The sequence below is a fragment of the Bacillus sp. FSL E2-8868 genome (assembly GCF_038005505.1).
Taxonomy (GTDB): Bacteria; Bacillota; Bacilli; order Bacillales; family Bacillaceae_G; genus Bacillus_A; species Bacillus_A mycoides.
Map to the genome: position 1 here is coordinate 1804898 of NZ_JBBOTI010000002.1, position 18458 is coordinate 1823355.

Sequence of the window (18458 nt, forward strand, 5' to 3'; positions counted from 1 at the left end):
CATTCTACAAGGGGGATTCTTCTTATGCAGCACACAAACAAATCTGGAACTTTAAATCGAGGTTTAAAAGAACGACATATTACTTTAATGTCACTCGGTTCGGCTATTGGCGTTGGGCTATTTTTAGGATCTGCTTCTGCTATTAAACTAGCTGGTCCTTCCATCTTACTAGGTTATATGATCGCTGGACTCGTTATTTTTTTCATTATGCGAGCGCTCGGAGAAATGGCAATTGAACAACCGGTTGCCGGTTCTTTTAGTAAATATGCTAATGATTATATCGGTCCACTTGCTGGCTATATTACTGGTTGGAACTACTGGTTCTTATGGGTTGTTACTTGTATGGCTGAAATTACGGCGGCTGGAATTTACATGCAGTACTGGTTCCCAGATATCCCGCGCTGGACTTGGGCACTACTCGCTCTATTATTAATGAGCGCTTTCAACTTCTTATCAGTAAAAGTATTTGGAGAACTTGAGTTTTGGTTTGCTCTCATCAAAATTGTCACAATTATCTGTATGATAGTAATTGGCTTTGGTATTATTCTATTCGGATTTGGAAATGGCGGCGTTGCAACTGGTATTTCAAATCTTTGGGAACATGGGGGCTGGTTCCCAAATGGCTTCTCTGGATTATTGCTTTCCTTACAAATGGTATTATTCGCTTATTTAGGCGTTGAACTAATTGGTGTTACAGCTGGTGAAGCTCAAAACCCGAAGAAAACACTCGCAAAAGCTATCGATAACGTATTTTGGAGAATCCTAATCTTTTACGTCGGGGCATTATTCGTTATGATGGCAATTTATCCTTGGAACGAATTTGGTGAGAAAGGAAGTCCCTTCGTACTAACGTTCCAGCAAATCGGTATTGCAAAGGCAGCAGGTATTATTAACTTTGTCGTTTTAACAGCGGCTCTTTCATCTTGTAACGGTGGTTTGTTTAGTACAGGTCGTATGCTATTTACACTAGCAAAACAAAAGAAAGCACCTGAACGATTTGGACGTTTAAATAAAAATGGCATTCCAAGTCAAGGTATTGTAGCAACTGCGATTGTTTTACTCGTTGGCGTTATATTAAACTATCTCGTTCCTGCAAAAGTATTTACATGGTTAACTAGTATTTCAACTTTCGGGGCAATTTGGACTTGGGGTATTATATTAGTCGCTCAAATTAAATTCCGTAAAGGATTATCAACTGAGAAAAAAGACAAGCTCACGTATAAAATGCCTTTACATCCAGTAAGCTCTTACTTCTCACTTGGCTTCCTTGCACTTGTACTATGTATAATGGCGTATTCAGAAGATACACGAATTGCATTAATCGTTGGCCCAATTTGGCTTATTGGCTTAGCTATCGTGTATTACATGAAAGGATTTCATAAGATTGATGAAACACCTAATTCAAAGATTAGTTAAACAAGCTATCCCTTCCTTATTAATTGGAAGGGATTTTTTATTGTCTATATAAATATTTCTCAACAAAATTCACGGTATTTTTACAATTTTTTAATATTTTTTACGTTTTCTGTCTTTATTTTTTCAGAAAAATAAATTACATTATTAAAGCACATATATTTATTATTAGGGGGATTCTTCTATGAAGAATAAAAAATGGATTCAATTTTCTTTAGCAACAGCAATTACAATCAGTTTAGGAAGCGCTTATGTTCCATCTACTTATGCCGAAAGCTCTGTAGATCCAGCTCCTGAAATTGCTGCAAAGGTTGTAAATCAAAACAATGGGAAGAAAGTATTATTTGATAATACGCACGGTCAAACTGCAGGGACAGCTGACTGGGTTATTGATGGCGGCTTTTCTGATTTCGGAAACGGCATTGCCCAAAACGGATATCATGTAAAAGAACTTCGTAAATCAACACCTATTACATACGACGACTTAAAAAATTACAACGTGTTTATCGTTCCTGAGGCAAATATTCCTTACAAAAAATCTGAACAAGACGCAATGTTACAATACGTGAAAAATGGCGGCAGTATTTTCTTCATTGCCGATCATTATAATGCAGATCGTAATAAAAACCGCTGGGACTCCTCAGAAGTGTTCAATGGATATAGACGCGGGGCATGGGATAATCCAGCAAAGGGAATGTCTAATGAAGAAACAACTTCACAAGCTATGCAAGGAGTAGAAAGCTCTGATTGGCTATCCGATAATTTCGGTATTCGCTTCCGTTACAATGCACTTGGTGATGTTTCAGCTAAAAATATTGTCTCACCTGCGCAATCATTCGGAATTACAACTGGCGTTTCATCTGTAGCAATGCATGCCGGCTCTACCCTTGCGATTACAAATCCAAAACTAGCGAAAGGCCTTGTATATCTTCCAGAAAATCCATCAAAATGGAATAACGCTGTTGATAGCGGCGTTTATAACGGTGGTGGCGTTGCCGAGGGGCCTTATGCTGCTATTTCGAAAGTTGGTCTTGGAAAAGCTGCCTTTATTGGTGATTCTTCTCCTGTTGAAGATGCTACGCCAAAATATGTTCGCGAAGACTCAGGTCAAACAAAGAAAACTTATGATGGTTATAAAGAAGAAAACGATGCCGTTCTATTAGAAAACATCGTGAATTGGTTAGCGAAACAAGAAACATTTACAAGCTTAGATCAAGTGAGTGGTTTACAGCTTGATGCACCTACAGCTCTACAAACATTTGAACAACCAAGTTTATCAACAGAACCACAACCAGAACCTTGGAGCGCACCAACTCAAGGTTACCAGTGGTTCAATACAAATACTTTCAAATCTGGTTCATACGGCTATAACGGCGCCATGACAACGAGTGATTACGTAATTACGCACCCTAGCATTCTACCAAACAATGAAGTGTTCCAAATGACGATTCAAGTAAATAACTTATTACCAAATACAACGTACAATAATTATTCGTTAGGTATTTTCACAACTGGCGGAACACAAGTTGCAAAAGTTCAAAATACAAATGGTACTTGGCCATCTTCTTTCGGATATAGCAGTACATTCTCTTTCATAACAAATAACCAAGGATCTGCTGAAAAAATTGTGAACGTACAACTTGATCCAAATACAACTGGACAGGCAACACTTCGTCTACGTCAAAACACAACAGCGAAATATAATGAAACTGTAACGATTAATAAAAAATAATGAAAAAGGCAATCCACATATGGATTGCCTTCTTCTCACTTCTCACTTCTCTTCTTTTGAGAAAAACATTCTTGAAATAACGATACCTATACTACCTACGATTAAGAATAACACCGCTCTAATCATCATCGACACCTCTGGTAGGTCGAGAAGGAATAACTTCCCTACTGTTACTACTAATACGACTAATCCAGCATATAATATTTCGTTCATCTGTCTATAACGGCCAAACCAAACTGCAAATAAAGCATATACCATCCATAATAATGATACAGATACGCTAATTATACTTCCATCTGTAGAAAGAACTTCACCGATCCTAGTAATTGTAATAAATACAATAACCATTAACGAGTAGAGCGCTATAGAATAAACATATTTACCTAAACTCGCTAACACTTCTTTTGCTTGTATCATGCAATAATAGAACGTTCCTATTAAAATAATATGAGCGACAAATCCTGCTGAAATGAACTCATCAAACGGGCTAAAAATCGTCTGTACCATTCCAATCGCATAAATCGTTGCACCTACATACAACTTAATATTTTGCTTTACTTTAATAGCAGTAACCATACCGAGGAAACCTTGTAACAATAATACGATCGCTGCATTCACCAAACTATACTCGTATAAAATCGCTAAACTAAATGATCCCATTGCAAAGCCAAATATTAGATTTGAAAATACAGAATGTTTATTCTTCCTATATTCAAGTACAAACATAACAGCATGCACAAATGCACTTATAACTAATCCCCACGTTGTAAATTCAGGAATTTGAGAAATGGCTAAAATAAAGAAAACTGCATTCGCACTAAATATCGCCAATCGTGCTTCTTGTATAAACCTTCTCTCCGAAAACATATGCCAAAATAATAGTAAATGAATTGCACCGTATACAACTGTTAACTGTACTTGCACATTCTCTACTAATATTGACATAACAACAAAGAAGACAAATAGGACAATTGCCGCAACAACATAAGAAATCATATACAAGTACTTATAAAGGTTTCTCAATGCATACCATAATAGGCTAATTGTTAATATCGTCTCATAACTAAAGAAAATATACGTATTAGGAGTCGTACTATTTAACAAGAAAGGAACAAAAAATGCTCCCACCGCCACGAAAATAGCGAGATATTCCGATCTATATCTTTTCGCTAAATAAATCCCTAAAATAACCCATACAATATTACAGATAAACGCAATACTTGCAGGAATAAACTCATATAAATAATGTGCCGCAAACGTTGTTAAAACAATTCCCGTAATACTTCCTCCAGCTAATACTAACCCTAACGCTTGCCGCTCTCTTTTAATTTGTATATCTCCTACGTAATACAAACCGGCAGATAGTACTATACCAAATACAACCCGTATCGCTGGTGTCAATAATCCGGCATCTACCCCTGCTTTGAATAACCAAATAACGCCAAGTAGCATAATACCGACAAATATACGCGGCAACCATGTTTGGCAAAACTTAATAATATTGAATGGTTCCGGTTTAAAAACAGATATATTTACTTGTTTTTCCTCAACTTTTTGAACAGGCTCTTTGATTTTCACTACATCTTCTTGTAACTTTTCATTACTTACCGCTTCAATATATTCTTTCTTTTCCTTATTAACATTTTGTTGAACTTTATCTACTTCTATTTTTCTTTGTTTCGCTTTCAATTCATAAAGTGCCTCTTGCATCGTTTCAATTGCCGTTTCGAGTGCTTCTATTTTCTTATTCAAATCCTCCTTCATACGCTCCCCCCTCATCATTCATGTAAAACCTATATATTACCAATTACCTTTATCATACTCTTAGTCTATTCATTTTCAATACTATTTTTCCAAAAAAGAAAGGTGTTTTCCGAAATAGGAAAACACCTCTTACTTATTTATTCTTATTTATAGCAATACTAACAATTACACCGAGGCAGACACCTACAAATGCCGGAACGATCCAACCTACACCTTCTGAATAAAACGGAAGCATTTTTAGTAGTGGTGTCCATTTATTCATCAGTACACTTTTGTTTAAAATATCAATCGCACTAAATACCGCTACGAGTCCAATCGTTACCGAATATACGTATACATACTTTCCAATATACTTATGGAATAACCCTAAAATAATAAGCGTTAGTGCAACTGGATAAATAAATCCAAGAATCGGTACCGATACTTTTAAAATTTGCGTTAATCCTAAATTAGCTAAAACCATACTAACAAAACTTAATATAAATGCCCAAAATTTATAAGATACTTTCGGAAATACACTTGCAAAAAACTGACTACAAGACGTAACCAGCCCAATTGAAACACATAAACATGCGATAGTAAAAATAAGGCCTAATAATACTACTCCGCCTTGTCCAAATAATGTCGTCATAACTTGTGCTAACACTTTCGCACCGTTATCAAATGTACCCAATGAACCACTAATTGAACCAACATATCCAAGAATGACATAAATAATAGTTAGTAATAGTCCTGCTCCAATACCAGCAATACTCATATATTTCGCTAAACCTTTATCATCCGCTACACCTTTTGCACGCAGAGCATTTGCAATAACAATCCCAAATATTAAAGCTGCTAACGCATCCATCGTTAAATATCCATCTAAAAATCCTTGGAACATAGGAGCTTGTCCATAATTTCCTGCAGGCTCTTTCACACTGCCTACTGATGTAAACATACTTTTTATAAATATAATAGCAATCATACATAATAATAAAGGCGTTAACACCTTTCCAAACAAGCCCATTAATTTAGACGGTGATAAACTTAACCAGTAAACAATACTAAAGAAAATAGCCGTGTACAATAACAAAACTACGCTACCCGCTTCTGGGAACAACTGGCCTGGCCCCATTTCAAAAGCTAAACTTCCTGCACGTGGTATACCAAGACCTGGTCCAATAAATAAGTACACAATACACGGAAAAATAATTGCAAATGAAGAATGAACCCTGCCCGCTAACGTTTGAAAACTCCCTGCTTTCGCAATAGCGATAACACCTAATATAGGAAGCCCTGTTGCTGATATAATAAAACCTAACAATGCAATCCATACATGTTCTCCTGCTTCATATCCAAGGAAAGGTGGAAATATAAGATTTCCGGCCCCAAAGAACATAGAGAATAACATAAGACTAATAAGCAAAATTTCTTTTTTCTGTAACAATTTCATTTCTTTCTCCTTCTTCAATTTCACCTTACATGAAATCAATTCCACAAATAAAAAAATGCGGTAATCCGCTTCCTTACAAAGAAAACATAGTCCATAGTCTATCACAAAAGAAACACCCATTCTATAGCTATTTCCCTTTTCAAATTTCTTCTGAAAAATCAACCTTTATTGACTTATAATAGTTAATAAGGTAAAATATTAATCATACAATACTATTAACTTTGTTTTTTGCTTGTGTCAGGAGGAAAATATTATGGAATCAGCGATACAACTAGAAAGAGAACAACAAAGAAAAAAGAAACATCCTCCAGGTTTATACTTACTCTTCTTTACAGAAATGTGGGAAAGATTTAGTTACTATGGATTACGAGGATTATTAACATTATATTTAACAACAGCTTTAGTAAGTGGTGGTCTTGGGTTTAGTCCCGCTTGGGCACTCTCTATTTACGGATTTTATACTGGTGCTTGTTATTTCACACCATTGATCGGTGGATACTTAACGGACCGTTTTCTAGGCAAACGAAAAGCCATCACAATTGGTGGTATAACAATGGCAATCGGTAACCTTACACTATTCGCCTTGCAAAACCAAGTCGGTCTATACCTCGGATTAGCGCTTATTATTATCGGTAATGGATTCTTCAAACCGAATATCTCTACACTTGTTGGAGAATTATACGAAGAAAATGATCCAAAACGTGATAGTGCATTTACAATTTTCTATATGGGTATTAACGTCGGTTCATTTTTAGCTCCACTCGTTTGCGGGTTTTTATCAGAAAATTTATTCAAAACAACAATAGATGGCGTTGCTCATTTCGGATTCCGTTACGGTTTCTTAGCCGCTTCAATCGGAATGATCATTGGACAAATTTTATTTACAACACTATCAAATCGCTTCCTTGGTGATATCGGTAAAAAACCAACTCGCGATTTGCAAACGGATGCTGGACAACAAACAATAGGAAATACACCGTTAACAAAAAAAGAAAAACAACGTACAACAGTTATCGTCATTTTAACATGCTTTGTTGTCTTCTTCTGGGCTGGATTTGAACAAGCTGGTAGTTCGTTAACATTATATACAAACAAATTTGTAGACCGCTCTGTGTTCGGATGGGAAGTTCCAACATCTTGGTTCCAATCGGTCAATCCGTTATTTATTATTTTACTTGCACCAGCTATTTCAGCATTATGGGCGAAACTGGCAACTAGGAAAAATGGTGACATGAAAATCCCAACAAAAATGGGACTTGGTATGATCTTACTCGGTATCGGTTATATTGTTCTTGTTATCGCTACATTAAAAACAGGCAGTGACGAACATAACATTACAGAAAAAGCAAACTTACTATTTATCGTCTTTACGTATCTTTTCCATACGTTAGGTGAGCTATTCTTATCACCTGTCGGGCTATCAATGGTTAGTGCTCTCGCTCCAGTAAAACTAGCCTCTTTATTAATGGGCGTATGGTTAGCAAGCTCAGGTATTGCTAATATTTTAGGCGGACAGCTTGCAAGCTTCACAACTTCACTTGGATATGCTGAAGTATTCACAGTTATTGGCGCTGTGGCGATTGTTTTAGGTTGTGTTTTATTATCAATTTCTAAGAAATTAGTGAAATGGATGGATTAAAAAAAGATGAGGAAAATTCCTCATCTTTTTTTACGCTTTCTTTCCCTTTTCTATTGCTTGTTCATACAAGCCTTTATGTTCTTTATATTCACTTGGCACGAAACTCTTATAGAAGAACGAAAGCCAGCTGTCTCCTTTTTTATATCCTTCTTCTCGAATTTCCGCTGCCTTTTTATTTGATTTAAATCCTTCAGTAAACCATTTCTTTAATGTTTCATTCTTTTCATACTTAGCAGGAACTTTTAAGTCGTAGTTTTCAAATGCATATGTATATCCAGCTTTTTCCGCTGCCTTTTTAGCAGCCTTATATCCCTTTTCATACGCGGTTTCATATACTTTCACATATGTATCCTTTTCAGTATTTCCAGGTTTCTTTTCAGCTAATTCTTTACCAGCCTTTTCACCAAGTTCCGCTTGTTCTTTTTCAATCTTTTCGGTTCTCTCTTTATTACCTACTTGGAAACCTTCTGCAAAGTTCACCTTAAACTCAGGAGTAATTTGACTATCGTCCATTGCTTCTTGTGTTAACCCTTGCTCTTTACCTTTTTCAAAATGTGCTTTTTTCTGTTCTTCTAAAGACCATGCCGCAGCATACGCAGTTGTAAATGCTTGTTTATATGCGTCTGACTTTCCAGCTACATGTCCTTCTGCATTATTCTTTCCTGCTTTAAAATCTGTCTCTCCACTTTTTTGACCTTCAAGCTGCCCTTTTTCCATGTCAGCTTGACGCTGGGCTTCCTCTTGCTTACGTGCCTCTTCTGCTTTTCTTTGCTCTTCGGCTACACGTTGTCTCTCTTCTTCAGCTTTGCGTTGTTCTTCTGCAGCACGCTGTCTCTCTTCCTCTGCTTTACGCTGTGCTTCTGCAGCACGTTGTTTTTCAGCCTCAGCATTGCGCTGCGCTTCTGCTTGTCTTTCAGCTTCTACAGCACCATTATTATTTTGACTAGGCGCAGGGCTTGTTGTTCCGCCGCTAGAAGCTGGTTTATTGTGATAATGATATTCCCCGTACTGCAATCCCCATTTTTCACAATTTGTACGACACGTATGTCCACCATTAGCATCTGTACGTCCTGGATGTGCATAAGCAGAAATTGGCGCTACCAATAACGCTACACTTGTTGTTAAAAGAAGTCTTTTTACTTGCTGTTTCACTTTTGTTCCTCCCAAAATCTAGAATCATTACTTTATTATATAAAAATAGAAAAATATTTAAATACCAACTAAAATATTCTTTTATTTCTCAACATTGGATAAAAAAAGAAGGTTCACTCTTTAAAGAGTGAACCTTCTTTTTTCTTTATTTCTTAGCCTTTGTTCCTACTAAATCACCCGTAATAACAAAACGCTTAGAATTATCCTTAACAGATACACATGTAATAAGTGTTATCTCATCTTTCCCATGATCCTCTACAACTTCCCATTTATCAGGGGTCACTTCAGATACACCGGTAACAGTATACTCATACTCATTTGCATTGTCATACAAATAAATTTTATCGTTCTTCTTTAAAGTTGATACATCACTAAATAAAACACCTTTTTTTGACATATTATGCCCTGCAAGTGCATAATTCCCTTGTCCCATTACTTGATTTTCTCTTACAGTTGCCGCACCCGATAATAAATTCTTTTCAGTCGACGCTTTTAAAACAGGAAGTTCTAATGAGATGCCCGGAATTGAAATACGACCGATTACTTGTTTTTTATCTAACGATGCACTCGCTACTTCTGCCAAGTCTGGTTGATTAATTTTTGAAGCATCTACAAATTCTGTATCATGCTTTTCATATTCCATCTTTTGAACAGCTTGTACATTCGCTGTCTGCTTCTTCTCTGCATTATATCCATCATAAAATGGCTTTCCGATTAATACACCACCTACAACAAATAGAAGGATTGCTACTATACTATAAATTCTTTGCTTATTCATATACAATTCCTTTCCGTTACAAAATCTTACTCTATATAAAATGATAAGACAATATTGCTATATGTACAAGTGTAAGCTAAAAAAGAAACCTTCTTGCATCAGCAAGAAGGTTTTTTTTAGACTAATTTATTTCTGTACAGGGATACGTGAAAGACCGTCATTTGAATAAAGAAAATAGAGAATATAATATACAGTGGGTACCCAGGAAGATAGTCATTAATAATAGGCGAAAAAGTTAAAAATCCGACTGCACAAGGTAACACATACCATAACGAAACAAAAGTTGTTCGACAGGCTTTATCCGTAATCGCTTTTTCACGTTCATCTTCTAGTGGAAATAATAATGGATACATCCAAAAAGATAAATTCTTGTATTTTTTCTTTTGAATTCTATAAAAAATTGTAACTATAATAGCTCCAATAAATAATAAAATGAATGGTGCTCCATTAAACCATACTTCAAATGGGAACTTCTCATTTTTAATTATATCTGCTAACTCTGTAATAACACTATAAAATTCAACAAATGTCCAGCAGGCTAGCGCAGTATAAAGCACGTTTACGATATAAGAAACCCCAATTCTATTCATCCTCTTCCCCCTCCTTATTTAAAACAAATACATCTTCCATCTTTAACTCGAATACATCACAAATCGTCAATGCTAGTAACAATGAAGGAACGTAATCCCCTTTTTCAATTGCAGCGATCGTTTGTCTCGTCACTCCTACCTTTTCTGCTAATACACTTTGCGTAAAATTAAAGCGAGCTCTTAATTCCTTCACCTTATTGCAAATGGTCAAATTTACCACCTCTTACCATCATTGTATGCTGTCCTTAACAAAATGTAAACTCAACTTAACATTATTTTCACAAAAAAATCCAACTTTACGTTTTGTAAAGTTGGATTACGTTTTAGTTTAAAATTGTAACTTTAACACTTCTTCTGCCCCAATTATTAGCTGTAGCTGAATCTGGCATTAATAAATCAATTATATGACCTTTAATCGCACTACCAGTATCTCCAGCAATCGCCGTACCATAATTTTCCACATATACAGTAGAACCTAATGGAATCACAGCTGGATCTACAGCAATTAGTTTCATGTTTGGATTTGCAGTCAAATTATGTCCTAACTTAGACTTTACAGTTTCACCCGGTTTATAGCCATTTTCAGATGGATCAGCTGTATAAGCAGTTGCTGTTACATAAAATTCTTTTCCACCTTGAGCTGGTTTTGGATCCGGCTTAGCTGGTGTTGTATCTTTAGCTACAGGCTCTGCCGGCTTAGCTGCCTGTTCTTCTTTTTGCTTAGCTGCTGCTGCCTTCGCTTTTGCCAACTCTTCTTGCTCAGCCTTTGCAGCTGCTTCAGCTTTTGCGCGCTCTTCTGCTGCAATTCTTGCTGCTTCTTGTTCACGAGCAATTGTTTCTTGTACTGCTTTCATATTTGCTTCAACTTTTGCTTTCTCTTCCGCTGCTAAATTAAGTTGGCTTGCAATCTGATTATATTTAGCCTGAACCGTTTGTAAGTTATCTTGACGTTTTTTCAAGTTATCTTGCAAATCCGCTTGTGCTTTTGCTAATTTTTGCTTATCTACTACTAAAGATGCTTCTTTTTCGTCAATTGCTTTTTTATCTTCTTCAATTTGACGAAGATCTTGTTCTTGTAGACGTAAAATTTCTTTATCTGCTTCTAGAATAGTAGTAACTGCATTCATACGTTGTATGAAATCTGCAAAGTTTTTTGATTCTACAACAACTTCTACTACTAAACTCGTATTTGAGCTATTTTGAACAGAAACCATACGTTTTTTCATAATATCCTTACGAGCAAGGACTTTATCTTCTAAAACGATAATATCTGCTTTTTTTTGTTCAATCTGCTTATGTGTTTCATCGATTTTACGTTGAATAGCAGCTTGATCCTCTTTATTTTTTGCAATTGTATTATTTAAATTATGTAGTTCATTTTCGATACCTTGAATTTCTTTACTAACAGCTTGCTTCTCTTGCTCTTTCTTCTGCATATCTGCATCGTTTTGCTGCAATTGCTGTTGCATGTTGTTAAGTTTCTCGTCGTTTGACTCTGCTTTTACAGCGACTGTACTAGAAAGAACAATCATTCCTGCTAATACTAGACTACTGATTCGCTTAAAATAGTTCATAATCCGACTCCCTTCTTATACAGTTATACATGATTTATTTTACAGTTTGTTTACAGAACCATTAAATACAGTTTATTTTTCATGACAAAAAAAGAGAATTGTGAACAAAATGTAATAGATTCTTAAATATTTAACAATTCCTATATTTAAAAATTATAAAAGATGCTAAAATCCAAATATAGAGAAATTAAAAATCCTAAAGGCGGTTGAATTAAATAAAATGTTTACTCAAAAGAAATCACTCCAACATAAAATTGATCAACTAGAAGCTCATATACATGAACTAGAAGCAGAATTAAAACAAAAAGATGTGGAAAAACAAGAAATTATATCTTCTATCCATAATCGTGTAAAAAGCGTTATGCAAGAGCACGAACTTGTAAATAGCCAACATCATACACTCCAAAACTTAATTCAACAATTGAACGCATGCTTTGAAAATGTTTCTACGCGTACTACACATTCCAACGAATTAAATAACGAAATGCTACAAAAAGAGCAAAACTTAATTCAATCTATTGAAGAAATTATCGATTGCTCTAATGAAGGAAAAGAATCCGTTCATCGCTTACTCATTGTAATTAATAGATTAGGTGAACAATCTCAACGTACTTCTAATAGTATGAATCATTTAAGCGAACGCTCTAAAGAAATTGAACAAATTGTAGAAGTGATTCAAAACATTGCAGCACAAACAAATTTACTAGCGTTGAATGCAAGTATTGAAGCTGCACGTGCTGGAGAACACGGTAAAGGATTTGCTGTTGTTGCTAATGAAGTAAGAAAACTAGCTGAAAGTACAGCTGAAAGTACAAAAAACATCGGTAACTTAACGAAAAAAATTCAAGAAGAAATTGAAAAAGCATATGAAAATACAAAAGATAATTTGCATTTAGTTGATGAAGGTGTAGAAATGAGCGCTGATACTAACGCTAGAATTGAAAATATTTTAATGATGATTCAAACATTACAAAGTGGCGCTACAAATGTTATTAAAGCTATCGAAAACCAAAAATCTTGTAACGATGATATATTACGAGAATTTGCAAACACACAACAAATGTTCCACAAATTAAATACTACTATTATGAATCATATTAATGATGCTGAAAAAGTCGATGTTCAATTATCAAAAGGTATTCAAAAAATAGTAGGTTTTCAGTAATGTAAAAAATCCCCTATGACGTCATAGGGGATTTTTATTATATTTCGAATATTATTTTCTTCTCAATATTCGCTCTCTCTTTTGTTATAATAGAAAAGTTATTTCTTTCGACTAATACACAAGGAGGATGTTATGGAACAATTTTATTACATTTTAAAATATTTAATTCTTGGTCTATTCCAAGGACTAACAGAACCAATTCCGATTTCTTCAAGCGGTCACCTCGTTTTAGCACAGCATTTGCTAGGACTAAAAATAGAAGGGTTTAGCTTTGAGCTACTTGTTAATTCAGCTTCATTATTAGCTGTATTACTTATTTATAGAAATGACTTAATTCGTCTAACAAAGAATGGTCTATCTTATATATTCACAAGAGCAGAAGATGCAAAATCCGATTTCTTCTTTATTATTTACCTTGTTATTGCAACCATTCCAGCAGGTGTAATTGGAGTTTTATTTAAAGATTATATCGACCACTATTTAAAAGGTGTTAAAATGGTTGGGATTTCCCTTCTTATTACTGCTATCGGCCTTTGGATTATTCGAAACTTGCGTGGACGTAAAAATGATGGCGACCTTTCTATGAAAGATGCAATCATTATTGGTCTAGCACAAGCTTGTGCACTAATTCCTGGTATAAGCAGATCAGGTGCTACAATCGTGGCAGCGATGTTACTTGGTATGAAGCAAGAAACAGCTCTTCGCTTCTCATTCTTACTATACATTCCTGTTAGCTTAGGTGGTTTATTGTTAAGTATTACAGACATTGCAAACGATCCAAATTTAGATACATTATTTGTACCTTATATTGTTGCTTTCATCGCAACATTTGTCATGACATATATTTCATTAAAATGGTTTATGAACATTATGGCAAAAGGAAATTTAAAATACTTCTCTTTCTACTGTATTATCGTAGGTGTGCTAACTATCATTTTCTTATAAAATGAAACTTTAATCAGGGGGTTTTGTTCATCCCCCCTGATTATTAGCCCTCACCAATCGGGCTTTTACGGGCAGCAGGGCTCCCACCTAACTTCTTTGCTCCACCTGAATTTTGAGGTGGGAGTTTTACTGCCCACAAATAGCGGGATAAAAAACCACTTACTGCCCTCATACAGTAAGTGGTTTTTCCTTATGCATAAACTTTCTTTTCCTGACAATACAAGCGAATAACATGTGTATTTTTTTGAAATAAATCATGTGTTAAGCGAATAATAATAAAATTTCGTTTTGTATTATCATCATGAACAAAAATCTGTTCCCCCTCTTGAAAACGCCATGTGCTTTCAAAAGTTGTAATATGATCCCCGCTTACCGAAAAAAGCTCATATTGCATATCATGTACCCTCTTTCAACTTGTATAATCATAATATCTTTATATTAAACTTATTATAACTTAATCTATTTTAAATTTGTAATTTTTTCTATTTCGAGCTATTTCAACTTTGTTTTACATTCTTTTAAGCGCTATAATGATAAACGAAATTTCATTGAAAGGAGCTTCATTTTGACTGCATATTTATTTCCAGTAAAAACAGCTTTTATTTTATTTCCTATTTTAGCAATGTTTCTATTAATTCCTTTTTTAATATTTAATTATCGAAAATACGGTTATTTAAATAAATGGCGCTCATTTATTTTATACTCATTATTACTTTACTTATTAAATGCCTATTTTCTTGTTATTTTGCCGTTACCACAAACGTATGATACTTGTAGCCTACAACCCGCTAATACACAGCATATGCAACTCTCACCATTTTATTTCATACAAGAGATTAGTAATCATACATCGGCAATTTTAACGAAACCTACTACTTATTTCTTGTTATTAAAAGAATCTGCATTTTTACAAGTTGCTTTTAACGTTCTATTAACCGTTCCATTCGGTATTTACTTACGTTATTATTTCCGACGTAGTTTCTTCCAAACAGTGTGCATTTCTTTTTGCCTTTCACTGTTCTTTGAATTAACACAAGTAACTGGATTATATGGTATTTATAATTGTGCATATCGCTTATTCGATATCGACGATCTGTTTTTAAACACACTAGGCGGCGTAATCGGTTTTATCATTGCACCAATATTTACGTACTTCCTGCCAAAAACAAGCGAATTAGATAGTCATATTGATTTGGAAACGAAACCAGTCGGATTCGTTCGTCGTCTCATCGCTATGCAAATTGATTGGATCTTCTTATCTATCGTTGTACCTTTCATTAAAAACAAAGGAAACTCACTATTTATTTCTAACATCCAATCTTATACAAATGTATACGAACTCCTTTTCATCGCATGTTCAATCTTAATTTACTTTATTATCATCCCATACTTTACAAATGGAAGAACAATAGGGAAAGCGTTGCTTCGTATTTACATTAAAGGACAAGCAGAGCGTATTACACTAAAAGAATTATTCATTCGTTACGGTATATTCTATTTCATTTTAGGTGGAATCAATTACATTCTTTCTAGTAGCTCTATTTTAAATCATACAGAGCCTTTAGTATTACTAGTTATACTGTTATTCCAATTTGTAATTAACGGGCTATTTATTATTCATGTTTTATTACATGTATTTAGCAGTGATAAATTACTATTTTACGAGCGTATTAGTCATACAAGAAATGCAATTACACTTAAAAAAGCTGACAAATACTAATTTGTCAGCTTTTTTTCATAATCGTAAATAACTTTTCTGTATAAGGGCTTAAAAATATTCCTGTTTCATCTAGTGACTTCCTCACTTTTAGAAACGAATGCAATTCTGGATATATATTTTGCAATTTTTCGTACGTTAACGTATGCATTTTCCCCCAATGTGGGCGCCCTTCATACTTTAGAAAAATTTTCTCCACTTCACCAAAATAAGCGGCATACTTCATACCTTTATACATATGAACAGCTATATACGCTGAATCTCTTCCATATGCTGGACTGAGCCATATATCATCACCTCTCACGTAGCGGCATTCAATCGGGAAGTGCACCTTATACTTTTTCTTTTCAATAAGATTTGAAATTTCTTCTACAACAGCCCTCATATACTTTGAAGGGACACTGTACTCCATTTCATAAAATGGAACTGTACGTGATGTAGCGAATACTTCATAGCTTGGTCCAATTATTTTCGTGTTCAGTACAGCCTTAGCTGATAATCGGCTTACTCCTTTACTTATAGAAGGAAACCATTTACACCCTTTAGATAATAAAGAGAACATCCTATTTTCAAGTAACTCCACCTTTAGTTTATGCCATTTCAAATCACTTTCTTTACTCGTTGTTTCGTTTGTAAATTTCACTTGTACTTCATCTGAATAAGGAAAAACGAAAAATTCAAAATGACGATTCTTCTTATATTCTTCTAGTTTGTTCATTACAGTAGACAATGATTGTTTTTCACTTTCATAAACAAGCGAATACGCTGGGATAACCTTCAATTTTATCTTTACAATGATACCTAGCATTCCAAGCGACAACTGAAATGCTTTCCAATATTCGGCGTTCTCGGTTTCTGAACAAACTATACTCTCACCTGTTGATAAAACTGCCGTGATCTCTATAACTTGTGTTGATAAACTCCCAAATGTAACACCCGTCCCATGAGTCCCCGTACTAATCGCTCCTGCAATAGATTGTGAATCAATATCTCCTAAATTTTCTTGCGCATAACCTTTTTCCTGAAGTAACTTCCCTAAATCATGTAACTTTGTTCCCGCCCATACTTCGGCAACCATCTTCTCTGCATCAATATTCACAATGCCCTTCAATTCATCTAAAGAAACTAAAATTTCTTCCGTTTGCACAAGAGGTGTAAACGAATGACCTGAACCGACAACACGAATTTTCTTTCCTTTTTTTCGTGCAAGCCCCACAACTTCTACTACATCTTGTATACTTTTTGGATACATCGTATAATGCGGCGTTCCTTCTACATTCCCTGTCCAATTTCTCCATTTTTGTCCCTTTATAGAAAGCATTGTCCATCCCCCCGATATGTTGAATACTCTCCAACAATTTCCCCTTGTTTAATGCGATATAAAATAGGAAAACGCTCACATAACTCCCCAGCTTTACTATGGCGAAACAAGATAGAATCTCCTATATCCACTCGTTCCTCGCCGTTATAAAAAATTGGTGTTTGCACTTCACCAGCACCTTCTAAAGCTAATAGTTTTGCACCATGCGGCATCCAAACCTCAGGCTCTTTATCTTTACCAACTGCACCTGAGGCAATATATCCGCCACCTAGGCAAGTATAAATAAAAGGATCCGGTTTACGTACAACTGGTAAAGCAAATCCGGCAGCTGGCTGAAATTTTACTTCTTTATAATAGTCAAACAGTTTAGGAGAGTAAAAGGCGGATCCTACAGTAATCTCTGAAACTGAGTTATCTTGCTCAGTTGTTTTTATACTTCCTGTTCCTCCCCCATTTACAAATCTTAGTTCAATACCAAGGTTTTGTATTTCTTTTACGATACGTTCTCTTCTTTCTTTAACCTCTAACACTGATTTCTTCTTTAAATACGAAACAGCTTTACTTTTCATCCATTGATTCGGTATATGATCCCCCACCCCGGCAATTTGAGCTTCATATCCCATTACACCATCTAGTATTAAATATGATGAGCCCTTCACCTTTTCTACTATTTTCAAAGCGCTCTGCACATCTTTTACGGGGGATCTTTTTACACCAAAATGAAATTTCAAAAAACGACTACTCATATCAATATCCAAACAAACGCGAAAACACCCTTTAGACTTCTCAGCAATCTTTTCTAAATAAGTAATATGGTCTTCACAATCTACCATACAAGTTATAATGTGCCCTTGCTTTGTTAGCAAACTAATTTCATGTAAAGCTCTTTCATCATAAACAGGATATCCGAGCAATAAATCATTAAACCCTTGTTCAATTAAAAACAAAGCTTCTCTAGGAGAAAAACACATAATACCTTGAAACCGATTATTTGCAGCTAAAATCTTTTTCATAACTGGAACAGAGCGTAATGATTTACTCGCTATACGAATTTTCTTATCTCCACTTAACTCTATAATCGATTGAATATTCCTCTCTAAAGCCACTTCATCTAAAAATGCACACGGTAATGGAACTTCCTTAAAAATTCCTCTATCCACATTTTTCTCTCCTCTTCTATATATGTCTTATACATATTGGAAAGAAAAAATGATTTTCCTGTTTTCAAATAAA

At 35.0% G+C, this 18458-nt stretch carries 15 protein-coding genes and 1 pseudogene; 6 read left to right on the forward strand and 10 right to left on the reverse strand.

All coding sequences use genetic code 11. The features are described 5' to 3' along the window. Nucleotides 1-24 precede the first annotated feature (24 nt). Complete coding sequence (locus tag NSS74_RS20295; RefSeq protein WP_002140410.1) at nucleotides 25-1416, forward strand: amino acid permease; 1392 nt, start codon at nucleotides 25-27, stop codon at nucleotides 1414-1416. A 181-nt stretch (nucleotides 1417-1597) separates the two neighbouring features. Further along, complete coding sequence (locus NSS74_RS20300; protein WP_002140409.1) at nucleotides 1598-3145, forward strand: hypothetical protein; 1548 nt, start codon at nucleotides 1598-1600, stop codon at nucleotides 3143-3145. Nucleotides 3146-3187: 42 nt separating this feature from the next. Here NSS74_RS20300 and NSS74_RS20305 read toward each other — a convergent pair whose 3' ends face one another. Both NSS74_RS20305 and brnQ1 read right to left on the reverse strand, forming a co-directional pair. Continuing rightward, nucleotides 3188-4909 carry a DUF2339 domain-containing protein gene (locus tag NSS74_RS20305; protein WP_002140408.1) on the reverse strand — a complete coding sequence of 574 codons (1722 nt, stop codon included), beginning with the start codon at nucleotides 4907-4909 and terminating at the stop codon, nucleotides 3188-3190. 133 nt (nucleotides 4910-5042) lie between these two features. Further along, nucleotides 5043-6344 carry a branched-chain amino acid transport system II carrier protein BrnQ1 gene (gene brnQ1 / locus NSS74_RS20310; protein ID WP_012260323.1) on the reverse strand — a complete coding sequence of 434 codons (1302 nt, stop codon included), beginning with the start codon at nucleotides 6342-6344 and terminating at the stop codon, nucleotides 5043-5045. 253 nt (nucleotides 6345-6597) lie between these two features. Here brnQ1 and NSS74_RS20315 point away from each other — a divergent pair, with 253 nt between their 5' ends. Next, on the forward strand, nucleotides 6598-7983 hold the full coding sequence (locus NSS74_RS20315; protein WP_002029777.1) for a peptide MFS transporter: 1386 nt from the start codon (nucleotides 6598-6600) through the stop codon (nucleotides 7981-7983). Nucleotides 7984-8013: 30 nt separating this feature from the next. Here NSS74_RS20315 and NSS74_RS20320 read toward each other — a convergent pair whose 3' ends face one another. The 5 genes from NSS74_RS20320 to NSS74_RS20340 all read right to left on the reverse strand — a co-directional run bounded on the left by NSS74_RS20320 (nucleotide 8014) and on the right by NSS74_RS20340 (nucleotide 12077). Beyond that, nucleotides 8014-9135: a YHYH domain-containing protein gene (locus NSS74_RS20320; protein ID WP_012260322.1), complete on the reverse strand. Its 1122-nt coding sequence runs from the start codon at nucleotides 9133-9135 to the stop codon at nucleotides 8014-8016. Nucleotides 9136-9280: 145 nt separating this feature from the next. Continuing rightward, the gene (locus NSS74_RS20325; RefSeq protein ID WP_002029779.1) at nucleotides 9281-9913 is read right to left on the reverse strand and encodes a class A sortase; all 633 of its coding nucleotides are present in this window, start codon (nucleotides 9911-9913) and stop codon (nucleotides 9281-9283) included. Between the two features lie 116 nt (nucleotides 9914-10029). Further along, nucleotides 10030-10503: a hypothetical protein gene (locus NSS74_RS20330; RefSeq protein ID WP_002090909.1), complete on the reverse strand. Its 474-nt coding sequence runs from the start codon at nucleotides 10501-10503 to the stop codon at nucleotides 10030-10032. After that, on the reverse strand, nucleotides 10496-10723 hold the full coding sequence (locus NSS74_RS20335) for a helix-turn-helix transcriptional regulator (protein ID WP_078185072.1): 228 nt from the start codon (nucleotides 10721-10723) through the stop codon (nucleotides 10496-10498). Before NSS74_RS20335 ends, NSS74_RS20330 begins: the two co-directional genes overlap by 8 nt. A gap of 103 nt (nucleotides 10724-10826) precedes the next feature. Then, nucleotides 10827-12077 (reverse strand): 3D domain-containing protein, encoded by a 1251-nt coding sequence (locus NSS74_RS20340; protein WP_002140404.1) that lies wholly within the window; start codon nucleotides 12075-12077, stop codon nucleotides 10827-10829. Nucleotides 12078-12738: 661 nt separating this feature from the next. On the opposite strand from NSS74_RS20340, the pseudogene NSS74_RS27975 reads away from it, so the two are divergent. Then, nucleotides 12739-13242 (forward strand): annotated as a pseudogene (locus NSS74_RS27975) (methyl-accepting chemotaxis protein); the annotation flags it as partial. 132 nt (nucleotides 13243-13374) lie between these two features. Further along, entirely contained in the window at nucleotides 13375-14187 is an 813-nt protein-coding gene (locus NSS74_RS20350) for an undecaprenyl-diphosphate phosphatase (RefSeq protein WP_002010553.1), read from the forward strand. A 190-nt stretch (nucleotides 14188-14377) separates the two neighbouring features. On the opposite strand, the gene NSS74_RS20355 is transcribed toward NSS74_RS20350, so the two are convergent. Beyond that, complete coding sequence (locus tag NSS74_RS20355; protein WP_002010557.1) at nucleotides 14378-14581, reverse strand: hypothetical protein; 204 nt, start codon at nucleotides 14579-14581, stop codon at nucleotides 14378-14380. A gap of 171 nt (nucleotides 14582-14752) precedes the next feature. Here NSS74_RS20355 and NSS74_RS20360 point away from each other — a divergent pair, with 171 nt between their 5' ends. Then, a complete protein-coding gene (locus NSS74_RS20360) occupies nucleotides 14753-15907 on the forward strand; it encodes a VanZ family protein (RefSeq protein WP_002140400.1) in 1155 nt (384 codons plus the stop codon). Nucleotides 15908-15911: 4 nt separating this feature from the next. Here the strand turns inward: NSS74_RS20360 and NSS74_RS20365 are convergent, their stop codons facing one another. Together NSS74_RS20365 and NSS74_RS20370 are read right to left on the reverse strand one after the other, a co-directional pair. Further along, nucleotides 15912-17225, reverse strand: coding sequence for a D-arabinono-1,4-lactone oxidase (locus NSS74_RS20365; protein WP_002140394.1), 1314 nt, complete (start codon nucleotides 17223-17225; stop codon nucleotides 15912-15914). Further along, nucleotides 17213-18385 carry an amino acid deaminase/aldolase gene (locus tag NSS74_RS20370; RefSeq protein WP_002140393.1) on the reverse strand — a complete coding sequence of 391 codons (1173 nt, stop codon included), beginning with the start codon at nucleotides 18383-18385 and terminating at the stop codon, nucleotides 17213-17215. Before NSS74_RS20370 ends, NSS74_RS20365 begins: the two co-directional genes overlap by 13 nt. Nucleotides 18386-18458 lie beyond the last annotated feature (73 nt).